The organism is Streptomyces sp. Q2, from assembly GCF_056820935.1.
In genome coordinates this window covers 1-13,033 of the sequence record NZ_JBXEJE010000090.1, presented here as the reverse complement: position 1 = coordinate 13,033, position 13,033 = coordinate 1, and the positions used below count along the sequence as shown (strand labels likewise).

At 68.1% G+C, this 13,033-nt stretch carries 15 protein-coding genes and 3 pseudogenes; 6 read left to right on the top strand and 12 right to left on the bottom strand.

Going from position 1 to position 13,033, the window contains the following annotated elements:
• Window positions 1-19 precede the first annotated feature (19 nt).
• On the bottom strand, window positions 20-421 hold the full coding sequence (locus ACWBNA_RS47385) for an IMP cyclohydrolase (protein WP_482710806.1): 402 nt from the start codon (window positions 419-421) through the stop codon (window positions 20-22).
• Between the two features lie 426 nt (window positions 422-847).
• Window positions 848-1,744 carry an aminoglycoside phosphotransferase family protein gene (locus ACWBNA_RS47380; protein WP_482710805.1) on the bottom strand — a complete coding sequence of 299 codons (897 nt, stop codon included), beginning with the start codon at window positions 1,742-1,744 and terminating at the stop codon, window positions 848-850.
• Between the two features lie 186 nt (window positions 1,745-1,930).
• Between ACWBNA_RS47380 and ACWBNA_RS47375 the strand changes: the two genes are divergently transcribed.
• A complete protein-coding gene (locus tag ACWBNA_RS47375; RefSeq protein WP_482710804.1) occupies window positions 1,931-2,182 on the top strand; it encodes a hypothetical protein in 252 nt (83 codons plus the stop codon).
• A gap of 126 nt (window positions 2,183-2,308) precedes the next feature.
• Here ACWBNA_RS47375 and ACWBNA_RS47370 read toward each other — a convergent pair whose 3' ends face one another.
• Window positions 2,309-3,493, bottom strand: a complete 1,185-nt coding sequence (locus ACWBNA_RS47370; RefSeq protein ID WP_482710803.1) for a serine hydrolase domain-containing protein — start codon at window positions 3,491-3,493, stop codon at window positions 2,309-2,311.
• Window positions 3,494-4,227: 734 nt separating this feature from the next.
• On the opposite strand from ACWBNA_RS47370, the pseudogene ACWBNA_RS47365 reads away from it, so the two are divergent.
• Window positions 4,228-4,398: pseudogene (locus tag ACWBNA_RS47365) on the top strand (ISL3 family transposase); the annotation flags it as partial.
• On the opposite strand, the gene ACWBNA_RS47360 reads toward ACWBNA_RS47365, so the two are convergent.
• From ACWBNA_RS47360 to ACWBNA_RS47340, 5 genes and pseudogenes are all read right to left on the bottom strand, one after another.
• The gene (locus ACWBNA_RS47360) at window positions 4,387-4,968 is read right to left on the bottom strand and encodes a dihydrofolate reductase family protein (RefSeq protein WP_482710802.1); all 582 of its coding nucleotides are present in this window, start codon (window positions 4,966-4,968) and stop codon (window positions 4,387-4,389) included. The pseudogene ACWBNA_RS47365 and the gene ACWBNA_RS47360 overlap by 12 nt on opposite strands.
• Window positions 4,969-5,660: 692 nt before the next feature.
• Window positions 5,661-6,086, bottom strand: a pseudogene (locus tag ACWBNA_RS47355) (transposase); the annotation flags it as partial.
• Window positions 6,087-6,207: 121 nt separating this feature from the next.
• On the bottom strand, window positions 6,208-6,651 hold the full coding sequence (locus ACWBNA_RS47350; RefSeq protein WP_482710801.1) for a nuclear transport factor 2 family protein: 444 nt from the start codon (window positions 6,649-6,651) through the stop codon (window positions 6,208-6,210).
• Between the two features lie 309 nt (window positions 6,652-6,960).
• Window positions 6,961-7,284 (bottom strand): hypothetical protein, encoded by a 324-nt coding sequence (locus ACWBNA_RS47345; RefSeq protein ID WP_482710800.1) that lies wholly within the window; start codon window positions 7,282-7,284, stop codon window positions 6,961-6,963.
• 356 nt (window positions 7,285-7,640) lie between these two features.
• A complete protein-coding gene (locus ACWBNA_RS47340; RefSeq protein ID WP_482710799.1) occupies window positions 7,641-7,907 on the bottom strand; it encodes a hypothetical protein in 267 nt (88 codons plus the stop codon).
• Here ACWBNA_RS47340 and ACWBNA_RS47335 point away from each other — a divergent pair.
• From ACWBNA_RS47335 to ACWBNA_RS47320, 4 genes and pseudogenes are all read left to right on the top strand, one after another.
• A pseudogene (locus ACWBNA_RS47335) lies at window positions 7,906-8,094 on the top strand (LysR family transcriptional regulator); the annotation flags it as partial. The gene ACWBNA_RS47340 and the pseudogene ACWBNA_RS47335 sit on opposite strands and share 2 nt — an antisense overlap.
• A gap of 196 nt (window positions 8,095-8,290) precedes the next feature.
• The gene (locus tag ACWBNA_RS47330) at window positions 8,291-8,896 is read left to right on the top strand and encodes an RNA polymerase sigma factor (RefSeq protein WP_482710808.1); all 606 of its coding nucleotides are present in this window, start codon (window positions 8,291-8,293) and stop codon (window positions 8,894-8,896) included.
• Window positions 8,893-9,954 carry a CU044_5270 family protein gene (locus tag ACWBNA_RS47325; protein WP_482710798.1) on the top strand — a complete coding sequence of 354 codons (1,062 nt, stop codon included), beginning with the start codon at window positions 8,893-8,895 and terminating at the stop codon, window positions 9,952-9,954. Before ACWBNA_RS47330 ends, ACWBNA_RS47325 begins: the two co-directional genes overlap by 4 nt.
• Before the next feature lie 54 nt (window positions 9,955-10,008).
• Complete coding sequence (locus ACWBNA_RS47320; RefSeq protein WP_482710797.1) at window positions 10,009-10,242, top strand: DoxX family protein; 234 nt, start codon at window positions 10,009-10,011, stop codon at window positions 10,240-10,242.
• 233 nt (window positions 10,243-10,475) lie between these two features.
• Here the strand turns inward: ACWBNA_RS47320 and ACWBNA_RS47315 are convergent, their stop codons facing one another.
• The 4 genes from ACWBNA_RS47315 to ACWBNA_RS47300 all read right to left on the bottom strand — a co-directional run.
• Window positions 10,476-11,309, bottom strand: a complete 834-nt coding sequence (locus tag ACWBNA_RS47315; RefSeq protein ID WP_482710796.1) for an alpha/beta hydrolase — start codon at window positions 11,307-11,309, stop codon at window positions 10,476-10,478.
• Window positions 11,310-11,736: 427 nt separating this feature from the next.
• Window positions 11,737-12,327, bottom strand: coding sequence for a TetR/AcrR family transcriptional regulator (locus ACWBNA_RS47310; protein WP_482710807.1), 591 nt, complete (start codon window positions 12,325-12,327; stop codon window positions 11,737-11,739).
• A 235-nt stretch (window positions 12,328-12,562) separates the two neighbouring features.
• The gene (locus ACWBNA_RS47305) at window positions 12,563-12,709 is read right to left on the bottom strand and encodes a hypothetical protein (RefSeq protein WP_482710795.1); all 147 of its coding nucleotides are present in this window, start codon (window positions 12,707-12,709) and stop codon (window positions 12,563-12,565) included.
• 22 nt (window positions 12,710-12,731) lie between these two features.
• A partial coding sequence (locus tag ACWBNA_RS47300) for a Rossmann-fold NAD(P)-binding domain-containing protein (protein ID WP_482710794.1) occupies window positions 12,732-13,033 on the bottom strand: 302 nt, incomplete at its 5' end.

Below are 13,033 nucleotides of genomic sequence, written 5' to 3'. Positions count from 1 at the left end.
AGCGGGAGACCGACGTGGCCTAACGAGTGGTGCACATAACTTCGTACTCGGTGGTGCACTCACACGAGTACCTGGACAGCGGGTCGGGTTCGTAGTCCAGTCCGTCCAGGGCCAGGAGCGGAGCCTGTCCGGAGGCGCGTCGGTCGGCCACGGTGGAGACCTGTTCACCGTTGCCGAAGACCAGCCCGTTTGGACTTTGACGGGCGGCGACGTAGTGCCGGAGGTGGTCATGTTCGCGCACGTCGCAGGGAGTGACGATCAGTTCGCCTGCGGAGGTGCGGTGCAGGGTGCGGGCCTGGGAGGCGGGGCTGCGCCCGGTGAGGAAGTAGGCGCCGAGCGCGGTGCCGTCGCCGGTTGTGCACCACAGCACGCCGCGGCCGGGGTAGTCGTTGTCGGCCAGTACGTTTTTGAGCAAGTCCACTGTGGTTGCGCCCCATTGCTTGATGGCTTCGCGTTGCGAAGTCGGCGGTGACATCCAAGCGGATCAGGGGGCATCCAGCGCGCCCGTCGCATGGGGTCCTGGTCCCCGCGTCTCGCGTCCGTTGGACGACCCGTGCTCCGGTCGTCGTCGAGCCCGGCTTGAAGCTCTCGTCCGCAACCGAGCGCCGACGCCGCATCCCTGAAGACCACCACTCCAGAGTCAGGCAGTTCCCTACCGAGGCGCTCGACCGCGGAGTCGGCTGTGACCGTCAGCTCTTGGCGCTCGAGTTCGCCGTATACCGAAAGCGCCACATCAACGGCCGTGGACCTTGGCATCCCCACCACGCGTGGTGTTCGATGAACCCACGAAGGTGGGCTGTCGTATGGCCCTCACCCAAGATCGAGAACGAGTTCAAAGAAGCGGGCATCAAACGCCCTTCAGAACACGATCAAGTGCCGTACGGCCTACAGGCCCCCAGTTCGGCTTGCCGCCGGGAAGGCCCCGATCTCCGTTCTGCCCCATGAGCATCAGGAAGAGACTCTTCATAGCGGCCAGCCCACGGGCGCGCCGGATCGCCGCCTCGTCTGCATGCGCGTACATGTCGAAGAACCGTGAGGCCGTGCCCGCGGGTAGCAGCACCCATGCGGCGGCGAGGTCCCACGCCGGATCGCCGGCGAACATATCACCGAAGTCGACGATGCCCGAGAGCGTTCCGTCCGAGACGACGACGTTCGCGGGATGGAGGTCGCCGTGCACCCACACCGGCGGGCCCTCCCACGCGTGGGCCGCAACGGCGTCGTCCCAGACGGCCCGGACGTCGGCAGCGATGTCGTCGAGGGCAACGGCCTGGAAGAAGTTCTCGAAGCCGTCCGTGCAGTTCCTGGGATGGCCGCCGCGGTCCCTAGCGATCGGCGCCTCGGCAGGCGCCTCCACATGGAGCGCCCGGAGGAAAGCGGCCAGCGTGTCGGCCGCGTGGGCGCCGCGGCTGATCGACGCCTGGTCCAGCGGCTCGCCGGGAACCCACGTCATCACGGTCCAGTGCTTGGGGAAGCGCTCGGACGGTTCGCCGAACCGCACCGGGGTCGGCACCGGGAGCGGCAGGCTCGGAGCCAGCACGGGTAGCCACCGCCGCTCCTTGAGCTGGAGTTCCGGGGTGGGGTCCATGCGCTGCATGCGCACGGCCAACTCGTCCCCAAGGCGCCACATTTGGTTGCCCCAGCCGCCCGCCACCTCACGGATGGCCAGCCCTGCAAGGTCTGGATGCTGCTCCTGCAGCAGATCGCGGACCAGGTCTGCGGTGATCTCGATCTCGGTGTCGGTCATGCGGAGCAACAGTACTGAGGCAGCAGGCGGAGCGACTCTCGCTCTCCGGAACGTCTCCGTGCGATTCCTCTGGCATCACCAATTCGGTTTCAGAGAGCTGCAGACCAGAGGCTTTGGGACGGAACGGCCCCAAGTTCAGGAGAGCCTGCATTCTCTGCCCCGTTTCTCCCGTTGGCCCCCCGGCCAGTGGCCCACCTCATCGAGATCAACCAGAACCTCCTGGAGCGCATCACCGAAGCCCGCGTAAACGGCTGGCTCGGCGAGGTCGAAGGACTCCAGGTTCAGTTTCACGACGCGATGGCCAAGCTCAACAGCCTCATGCGGGCCACGACCGATGGCCGGCCACAGTTGGTCGACCTCGGCATGCCCGTCTTCACCGACGACACACTGCCGCCTCACCCAGGCGGGCGCGTCGTGGGGCCGACAGGGGCACTTTGAACGGCGAAGACGGGGTGGCCGGGGTGAGCTGAAAAAGGGCCATGGGAGGCGAGGGGGTGCGCAGCGCTGACTGCGGCATCAGCGAGCGCCGCGCTGAGCTCACCGCGCACCGCGTGGACGCCTCGCTCACGGGGTGCTGGGGTCCCCGGCACACAGTGCGTGGTCGATCAGGACGCTGGCCGCGTTCTCCTGCTCCATTATGTGCTGCAGGGTGTCGCCGCGTGCCTCGGACATGGAGACCACGGCGCTTCGCCTGCCGTCGTCGGTGACGCCGTTGAGGGTGATGTAGCCGCCGTCCCCGCCTTCGTGGCTCCAGTAGGTTCCTCCGCAGCTCAGGGGGCGTTCGACCAGGCCGAGCCCGTATCGGCCGCCGGGCCACAGCTTTTGGACCTCCGCGCTCACGGCGACGGTCTGCTTCATCTTGGCCAGCTGCCGTGCCGGTAGCAGGCGGCCGTCGAGCAGCGCGCGGAGAAGGCGGTTCTCGTCCCGCGTGGTTGTGACCCAGGCAAGGTTCTCGTAGTCCACCGGTATTTGATCGGTGACGTCCACTCGGGAACCGGGGCCGAAGAGCTGGTAGGCCTGGGCGTGGGGCCGGGGCAGGATGGGCGAGGTACCCATCCACCGGGTCTGCTTGAGGCCGAGCGGGCGCAGGATGCGGTCTTCGATCTCTTGGTGGGCGGGTCGACCGGTGGCCTTCTGGATGATCATGCCGAGCAGGACGTAGCCGGTGTTGGAGTACGCCCAGCCCTCGCCGGGCAGGAAGTCCTCCGGCTCGTGGGCCATGGCGAGGTCGACCAGCTGCATGGGTTCGTAGACGTTGTGGCGCTGCTGGTAGTACTCCTTCGGCGTGGTGTATCCGGGCAGGTCGTCGCGGATGCCGCTGGTGTGCTGGAGCAGTTGGCGGATGGAGATCTGGCTGCCGTTGTTGCCGTTGCCTTGCACTAGTGCGGGCAGCCAGTGGTCGACCGTGTCGTTCAGTGACAGCCTGCCCTCGGCCTCGAGTTGGAGGATTACGGTGGCGACCAGCGTCTTGGACGTGCTGGCCATGCGGAAGTAGCCGTTGGAAGGGACCGGGCGGCCGGTGTCCAGGTCGGCGGTACCGCTGGTGGCGACCGACTGCCTGCCGTCAGGCGCGATCACGCGGGCCTGTACCCCGCTGATACCGAGGGCGTGGATCGCCTCGGTGTCCCGGCGTAATTGCTCAACAGGGGAGGGGGCGGCGGGCTGGGCAACGGCGGGGACCACCTCGGCGGTGAGCAGCGTAGCGACACCGAGTGCCATGGCCAGGTGCTTTCGCAGGGTCGAAGTCATGGCTGGACGCTAGTTTCGCCCCCAACGGGGCGCGATCCGGCGCACCCCAAGATCGGAACGGGGGATAACCCCCAGCGCGGGCCCTCGCCGTTCTGGCGTCGACCTGCCGAGCGCGGTGTGACGGTGCTCGAATCCAAGACACCGAGCGGTCCGGCCGTCAGACGGGGCCGCTTTCCCGTCGAAGGGGCCTCAACCTTGATCGCTTCTTTGCAACTCGTTTCTCATCCCCTGGGCGCATGACCCGCCGAAGCTCCCCCGGAGCGGGCAGCCGGCCTCCCGCGAGGCCCAGCGCGACTGATCATCTCGGCACTGACGGTCAGCAGCGCCATCAACTGGTCACCGGGGTCGGATCGCAGCCCTGAGCGCCACTTTCCCACCGCCGCCGAAGCGTGTCAGCGACTTCGCGCTTCGAGCGTCTGCGGCAGCACCGTTCGAATCCTGAGCTGGGCAAAGGGGCAGCTCAGGATGGGAACAGGCATCAGACGCTGAAGAACTCATGGACGCGGGAGACGAACGGTAGCCCGGTAGCCGAGACGCCGACACAGCGCGCCACCAGTCGACATGGCGCGTAGCGCGGCAATCCGGCTCTTCACAGTTGAGGGTGTAGTCGCTGGTTGGATGGCGGCTGGCGCGTCGGTCCCGGGGTAGGTGTCGAGGTCTTCCGAGGATGGAGGTTCCTACGCCGCCCATCTGGAAGACTCGACGCGCCTGACGCTACCTTCGGCTGCCCTGACCTGACCACGTTCTGCCGCCCGGATGATTTCGGCCTGGTCGTGGTCGGCCAGTGTCTGGAGCCCGATCGCGCGGTCCTGGCGTACCGGGCCCGGGAGGCCGATCACGGCACCGAGGGCTCGTGCCGACGCTGCGGTGCGCAGGAAGACCCCGCAGATCGGTCAACGGCGCACCCGATAGCGCAGGTGAAGCACCCGGTTGCCCTGAATCACCACGTCAGGATCCTCCAACAGGTGCTGCGCGTCGACCGACCCGAAGTAGCGCTTGCCGGACCCGAACACGACGGGTACGACGTCCATGCGCACCTCGTCGACCAGGCCCGCGGCAAGTACCTGGCCACCGACGTCGCCGGCGGCGACCTCGACGATGCGTTCACCCGCAAGCTCCTGCGCCTTGGCCACGGCTGCCTCGACGCCGTTGACGAAGTGAAACGGCGCCTTGGGGTCCCAGCCCCCGGGCTGCGGCCGGTGCGTCACGACGACCACGTGGTCGATCCCGCCCGGAGGCTTTCCGTCCCAGCCGTCCGTCATGTCGAAGACGTGGCGGCCAACGAGTGTCGCCCCGATCTGGTCCCAGTACGGCCGGGTGTAGTCGTAGGACGTCTGCGACACCTTCACCTCGCCGCTCTCGTCCAACGGGACGTCACCGCTGGACAACCAGTCGAACAGCGGTCCGGGCTGGTCATTCTCGTCCGCGACGAAACCGTCCACCGACACCGAGCTGTACATGACCACCTTGCCCACGGGGCTCTCCTCTGCATTGGGGTGCCCTCAAATTAGCGTGTCGTGAGCTGTCGCTCTTGTAAGAAATCAATCAGCCGGCAGCGGCCAGCTGTCCAGCACGTGGCCGGGATATTCGCGCAGGAACCGCCGCCGGACTTCGACGTACCGGGCCGGCGTGAGCCCGGTGAACGCCCGGAACTCGTGGCCGAAGTGGGCCTGGTCGAAGTAGCCTGCCCACCGGCGAGGTCCCCCCAGTCGATCGGTCCGGCGGGGTTGATCGCGAACACGGTGGCGGCGAAGCGGTAGGTGCGGGCCAGCCGCTTCGGCGTGACGCCGATGAGCCCCTGACACCGGCTGCCACCCTCAGGTCGCCGATCGCCACCGCCCCGCTGGTCGCCGCGATGCCGCTGCTCGTATGACGGACCAGTCCCAGGCCGGCGGTCTCGCACAGCCGTCGTATTAGCCCCTCCTCGAGCAGCGTCAGCATCTCGTGCGGTCCGTCCGCCATGGCCAGCCGGTCTCGCAGCTCAGCAATGGCGGGCCGGCCCCAAACCTGATCTACCGTCACCGGCCGGTCACACAGCTCGGCCGCGGGCAACGGCAGGAATAGCGCCAGCCCCCACGGCTTGAAGTGCACGCCGACGGACCGAGTCCGGAGTGGGTAGCCGAACTCCAACGCGCGGGTGGGCATGGTGACCACGCAGCCGTCGGCGTACTCGGCCGTCGGCATCCGGAGCTGCCTGACCGGCCAACGTCCAGACGTAGTCACGTACTTCGGCCCGGGCAGTACGGATCGCCGTCAGGGCCCGATCCCCGCCCGACGGGAGGGTGTCGATCAACCGGGACACCGTCGGATCGGAGGCCACCGGCCCAAACACCGCAGGCTCGGCCCGAAGCATGCCCACATACGCCAGGCAGTGCCCGCCCAGTGCGACCGCGAGCGCCACATCAAGCAGGACCTTGCCCGGATCATGCACCGCCCGCGCCTTGCGCCACGGCGCCAACGCCGCCGATATCGCCCTGTCCGGGCCGGCCTTGCGGATCGTCTCCACCAGCAGCACACCGCCGGCCTGGGAGACCACCCCGCGACCCCCGCCTTCGGTACGGGCACGCGGGTAGGACCCGATACGCTTCTTCACCTGGAGAGCGCTTCTTTCACGCGACGACCTGGACCCTGGACAAGTCGCATCGTTGCAGGTCAAGAGCACTATCCGCGTTTCTGATCACCTACCGGACGCTCTGCTCCGTGAAAGCGCGAGGTTAGGAAACGCCTTTGCGCAACGACGCGATGAGGTGGTCGAGGTCCCCGCGTGCCGTGTACGTACGGATCGGGTCGATGTAGTCGCGAGACTCGATGATTTGACCGTCCCGCACACGCATGACGAAGATGCAGGGCACCTTGGCCATGGAGTCGTCCGGCAACGTGAACTCGTAGGCGAACTCGGCGACGATCACTTCAGGATCGGCGGTCTCGTGAACGACGACATCGACGACACTCCTCTTCGGCAAGGATTCCCGAACTTCCGGCGGCACCGTGAAGTGCTCTCGGAGCGCACGCCGACTTGTCAACGGCTCAGACTCCGGCGTCGCCATCGGATGCCGGACATCGGTGACCTCGCCATACAAGTCAGGCAACTCGCTTAAGTTCCCGTCGGCGACCCCATGAACAAGCTGGAGAAACACCTCGCGCGGACTCAGACTCACGAAACCCCCCAAGTGATATGCACAGGCAGCTAACGATCATTATCGCCTGATGCGGGCCCGTACTGCGGACTGTCTCAACCAGCAGCACCCCACCCGTCCGATCCCACCCGTGGCGCTGGACGCGGACATGCGGTCTCCACCTGGGAAGTTCTCCTTCGACAGCAACGGCCAGGACCCTCCACAGGTCTCATCGTTGCGGGTCAGGAGCACTTCTCGCGTCTCTGAGTAAGCGGTACACGGCACCGCTCGTGAAAGCCCGAGGCTAAGGGCCGCTGCCCATGCATCCGAAGTTGTGCGTCAGCACGAGCCCTACGGGTTCGGCGGTATCTCCGGTGCGGGCAGGTCCAGAGCACGGCCGAGGGCGGCGGTGACAGGGGTGGCGTAATCACGTAGGTGCAGGGCGGCCCAAGCGGCGGCTAGATGGAGGAAGCCGATCAGGTCGCGCTCTGCGCCAGCAAGCAGGCGACGCAGGTCGGTGACGGGTAGCTCGATCACGGGGCTGTTGTCGTGCTCGGCGTCGACGGTCAATCGGACGACTTCGCCGTCACGTTCAGCGAGCGGAGAGGGGTCGTGACCGAAGGAGGCCCAGCCGTTGCCGTCGACGACCTCAAGCCAGTCGCGCCTCTCGTCCACAACCCGTACGGCGCAGACTCCCCGACAGGCCAGAGAGTGAAGCCGTCAGAGGCGTAGATCTCCAGGACGGGCTGCAGAACGATCACCCGGGAAGTCTGCGGCACGCCTGCTCGCGCCGCACTGCGATGACCTGGAGCAAAGCGGCGGTCTCGACCGGTGATGGGCGGTCTCATCATGTCCGCCTCGGTGTCCCGTCCGGGCCCGCCGCCTGCTGGGTAGCGGCCCGGGATGCGAGACTAGCTTCGTCGCCCCAGTCGACCTGGGCTTGAGCACCCGGAACGACCTCGAACCGCAGGTGCAGCCCCGCCAGCTCGCCGGGGCTGATGCCCAGTTCCTCCGCGATCCCCAGGCACAGGTCAGGGGTTCCAGAAAATCGAGGTGAACGCGCGGTCGAAGCGTCGCGCTGCCAGGTCCTCGCGTGGGATCACCCAGTGGACGGTGGCGCTCTCCCGGCCCTGCACGTCCATGCCTGCATGCCATTCGGCCAGGAGTACCCAGTCGGCGACGTCACCCGAAACCGGCCCGTCCCACCGGCTCGCTTCCGCCGCTCTCACCGCACGGGACACGGCAACGGCGACCGGGTCGGTGTAGACGGCCTCCTCATCGGCGTACCCCCCGATCATCGCGGACCCCGAGGGATTCCCCCTCGACGAACTGGGGCGTGTCACCCTCGCGGCTAAGGAAGGGAAGCGCCGGGTCGTCACCGACGACGCCGCCGGCATGTTCGCCGCCGTCAAGGACGATGACCTGATCGCGCCCGAGGGTTCCCGCATCGCTCCTACGCACTACCGTGAGTGGCTGGCGTCCTGAGCCGGCGCCACGGAGCCTGACCAGTATCCGGCCCCCACAGGTCGCACCAGCACCGCACCGAGGGCCTCCTCGCCCCCTCCCTATGATGTGCCTCCGGACTTCTACGGCGTAGGGCTCGCACCAATGCGTGACACAGGCCACAGGAACTCCTCCTGTGTCGCGGAGAGAAGTGGTCGTGAGGGACTCAGAAAACGATGTGCGTCGCCGTGTGCGCGAGGGGGACCGAGAGGCGTTCGCCCTGCTGTACGAGCAGTTCGCCCGCGCCGTCTACAACCACGGGCTGCGATTGACGGGCGACTGGTCGACAGCCGAAGAGATCATGTCCGAGACGTTCTTGACCGCGTGGCGCACCCGCGTGCGGGTGCAGGAGGACGGCGGCTCCCTGCTGCCCTGGCTGCTGGGTATCGCCACCCACAAGGCGGACAACGCCCGCCGGGGAGTCCGCAGGCGGCAGTTGTTCCTGGCGCGTCAACCGAAGCCACGTGTGGAGGAGGACTTCGCGCCTCGGACGATCGGGCGCATCGACGACGCACGGTACTTGCGTGCCGTGCAGACCGCGCTGGGACGGCTGCGGCGCCAGGAGCGGGAGGTGCTGGCCTTGTGCGTGTGGTCCGGCCTGGACTACCAACAGACGGCCGAAGCGCTGGGCATCGCCGTCGGAACCGTACGGTCCCGCCTTTCGCGGGCCCGCAAGAAGCTCGCTCACCTCGCGGAAGAAGACCGGGAACCACCCACCACCCGCGGAGAGATGACAAGTGCGGCCGCGATCGCGGCCCTGCCCGTACGGGAGGAGCTCACATGAACGACGACACCACTGGCGCTTCCCCGGAGCGTCACGGCGACCGCGAGGAGATCGCCCGCCTGCTCCCGGCCCCGGCCGACTGGGACCTTCCGCGCGAGCAGCACCTTCGTCACAGGGACCTTCTGATGCACCACATCGACCACGACCAGGTCGCCCGTACCCGGCCGGCCCGCCGACTGCTGCGGCCCGCGGTCCTGGCGCCGGCGACCGCTCTGGCCCTGGCCTGCGCGGTGACCGCGGGGATAGCGCTGACCGGCGGTGACCCGGTGCCCACCGGCACCGCCTCGCACCGTGCGGCCACGGACATGCAGCCCGCCGCCGCGCTCCTGGACCGGATCTCCGACGCCACGGAGACGCGCGTCGGCCTCACGGTGCGCGACGACCAGTTCGCTTACACCAGGGAGAAGACCCGCGGGGCCGACCTGACCAGCGGGAAGGCCGTCCTCAGCCCGCTGATGGACCGTGAAGTGTGGGCCGCTGAGGAGCCGGGGCCCCTGCGGAAGCTCGGCCTGGTCCGGGAGGACGGTGAAACGTTCCCCATCAACGCCGAACTCGGTGACACCGAGGGCACACCCGCCGGTATCAACCGGCCCACCTATCGCTGGCTCAGCTCGCTGCCCACCGACCCCGACAAGCTGCTGACCTATCTGTACGCCAATACCCCGCGGGCCGATGGACGGGAACGTGACCAGGCGGTGTTCGAGCAGATCGGATCTTTGCTCGGCGGGGTGATGCCGCCCCGTACGGCCGCCGCCCTCTACCGGGCCGCGGCGAAGATCCCGGGTGTCACCCCGGCCCCTCAGGCTCGCGACGCGATCGGCCGCAAGGGCCTCGGTATCGCCCGCGATGACACGCGGTACGGCATCCGGACCGAGTGGGTCTTCGACGAGAAGGACTTCGCCTTCCTGGGCTCCCGCAGCTACCTGACCAAGGACGCCCCATACGGAAAGGCCGGGACCCTGCTGTCCAGCGCGGCCGAGCTGGAACACGCCGTCGTCGACGAAGCCGGTCAGCAGCCCACCGACGCGGAGCGGACACAGACCAAGCGCCAAAGCTGACGGCCGGAGGCGGTGCTGCGGCACAGGCCGCAGTTTGGGCACAAGGCGCTCGGAGTGCCCGACAGCTGGTTCTTGCCGCTCGGCCTGGTCAAGATCGCGGGCGCTGTGGGGCTGCTCGCCGGCATCGTCTACCGGCCGTTGGGCATCGCGGCGATCGGTGTCGTCCTGTACTTCATGGGCGCCGTGATCACGCACGTCCGTGGAGGCGACGCGAAGGGAATCGGCATTCCGGCTGTCATCATGCTCGTCGCCGTGGCGCCGCTGGTGCTGGGGTTCGCGACGGTCTGATCGTGCTCCACGATCGCGATCAGATCCGCTCGCGATCACACGGCGCCACCCCTGTCAGACGCTTGCCTCCAGCGCGGGGGCTGGTGGCAAGTCGCTCCGGGACGGCTGGCGCCGGCAGTGTGCGCGACGGCCCACGCCGGCCGCCCCGGACACTGCCCGGCCTCGGACTTGCGGGCGACTACGGCGCGCAGTCCGGGTCGGGGCGTCAGCAGTGCCGACACTTTCGGTCGGTCTCACAGTGCGCCCTTGAGCGCCCGTGCCTGCCGACGCCAGAACTCCCGCGAGACCTCGGCCTTGGGAAACACGAGGTCGAAGCCGTGGAAAGCGCCGGGGATGACGTCGAGGTCGCAGGGGACGCCGCTGTCTCTGAGCCGGCGCGCGTATTCGACGTCTTCGTCGAGGAAGAGGTCGAGGGTGCCGACGCCGATCCAGGCCGGAGGAAGACCGGTGAGATCCTCGCGGCGGGCTGCGGCCGCGTACGGGGAGACGCCCGGGCCCGCGACGGCGTCGCCGAGGTAGGACGACCAGCCGTACCGATTGCTCTTGGGCGTCCAGACGCGCATCGTGCGGGTGTCCAGGTCGGTTCTCGTCGTCGTGCGGTCGTCCAGCATGGGGTAGAGGAGCAGTTGGAACACCGGCCGGATCTCGGCCCGGTCATGGGCGAGCAGGGCGAGGGCGGCGGCGAGTCCGCCGCCGGCGCTGGCACCGCCGATCGCGATGCGGTCGATGTCGATGTGCAGGTCGGCCGCGCGCTCGACAAGGCCACGCAGTGCGGCGTAGGCGTCCTCGACCGCGGCGGGCGCGGGATGGTCCGGTCCCAGTCGGTAGCGGACCGCGGCGATGGTGATGCCGAGTTCGCGGGCGAAGGCGATGTTCGTACGGTCGTCCTGTTCGGGTGCGCCGAAGATCAGCCCGCCTCCGTGTATCCAGAGCAGCGCCGGAGCCGCTGTCGTCAGGCCGGTGGGCTGGAAGACGCGCAGCGAGACCGAGGGTGCGTTCTTCGGTCCGGGCACGACGATCTCCTGGACCGTGACGTCCGGCCCTGGATCGGTCGAGCGCCACTTCACGCTCCGCACGATGCGCGAGGACAGACGTCCGTAGGACACGTTGGGGATGAAGCGACCTCGTTTTAGATCGGGGTGGAAGGCACTCATCGGGTCCTCGGTCTTTCCCCTCGTCGAGGGTGTGTGGAATGGTCTGGCCACCCGGCGGGTGGCCGCGTCGAGAGTCGGGACGGTGGTGAAGCCGGTGCGACACCGACGATGGGAAGGCCGACGTGCAGCTGAGTGAGACTCTCGCGGACCGGATCGGACAGTGAGACGTCGGTATGACCCGTTGCCGGCATCTCGACGGGCGTCCATAGCGCGGCGGATACCACGTCGTCCATCAGACGCGGAGCCGTGTCGGGTTCGACGGCGACGCGGATGCGGTTGTCGAGGGAGCCGTCGACCTTGTTCGACCGGACCAGCTTCTGATCGGTACGCGGATGGCGTCTCAGTTGTGCTGCTCGGCATCCAGCAGTGCGAGGGCGTTGCGGATGCCCTGTTCGAGGAGTTGGTCGGCGAGTTGGCGGTCGGTGAGGGCACGGGAGAGCTGCAGTGTCCCGGCCATCATGCCGAGGAGGCTGAGTGCTTTCAGTCGCGCCGTGGGTGGATCGTGGGGTGCCAGGCGGGCGGCGAAGCCGTCGATGAGGACCAGTGCGCCGTCGGTGTAGGCCTGCCGGGTGGGATCCGTGGAGCGTGCGATCTCGTCGAGCAGGGCGGCGTTGGGGCAGCCGTCCTCGATGTTGTCGCGCTGCTCGGGGGAGAAGTACCAGCGCACGATCTGTTCGAGTCCGGCACGGCCGGGTGCCGCCTGGGCGACGATGTTCTCGTGCTGGGCGCGCATCTGGTCGGCGACCGCGGTGGCGACGAGGGCGTCCTTGGAGGGGAAGTAGGCGTAGAAGGTGCCGTTGGTCAGGCCAGCGTCCTTCATCAGCGTGGCGACTCCGGAGCCGTCGATGCCGTCCTGCTTGAGCCGACGACCGGCCGTCGCGATGATCCGCTGCCGTGTCTCCTGTTTGTGTTCTTTCGTGTACCGCACGATGTGTTCCTCCGTCGCAGCCGGGGCTCGCGCCTTGGCTGCCGCTGGTCAGGTCAGGTCAGGTCAGTGTGCCGCGCCTGCGAGGAGAGCGGGGAGTTGATCCTCGCGGTCTGCAGTTTCGGGTCGTGGGGCTCGGGGCCCCCGTCGGTGATTCACAACTGGTCGCCGCGCATCCGCTGTCACCTCGTCGCGGAGGCGCCGTCGCTTTCGGCCGGGTCGGGCGCGCGAAGGGTGGGCGTCAGTTCGGCATCCGGTTGAACCTGCGGACGATGCGGTCGAAGATCCGGGCCGGAAGGACGCGGTGGAACACGCTGATGCCGGCGGCCGTCGAGCCGGCGGTGCGCCGCAGTTTCGGGTTCTTGTCGGTGGCCGCCGCGACGATCACCTTGGCGACNGAAGGGTGGGCGTCAGTTCGGCATCCGGTTGAACCTGCGGACGATGCGGTCGAAGATCCGGGCCGGAAGGACGCGGTGGAACACGCTGATGCCGGCGGCCGTCGAGCCGGCGGTGCGCCGCAGTTTCGGGTTCTTGTCGGTGGCCGCCGCGACGATCACCTTGGCGACGGTGGCGGGTTCGTCGCCGCCGCTGGTGTTCTTCGCCAGCACCTCGTCGAAGGTGCGCCGTCCCGAGGCGTAGAGCGGCATGGGGGTGTCGCCCTGCACGCTGTGGTCGCCGAACGGGGTGTTGATCGGGCCGGGCTCGACGAGCA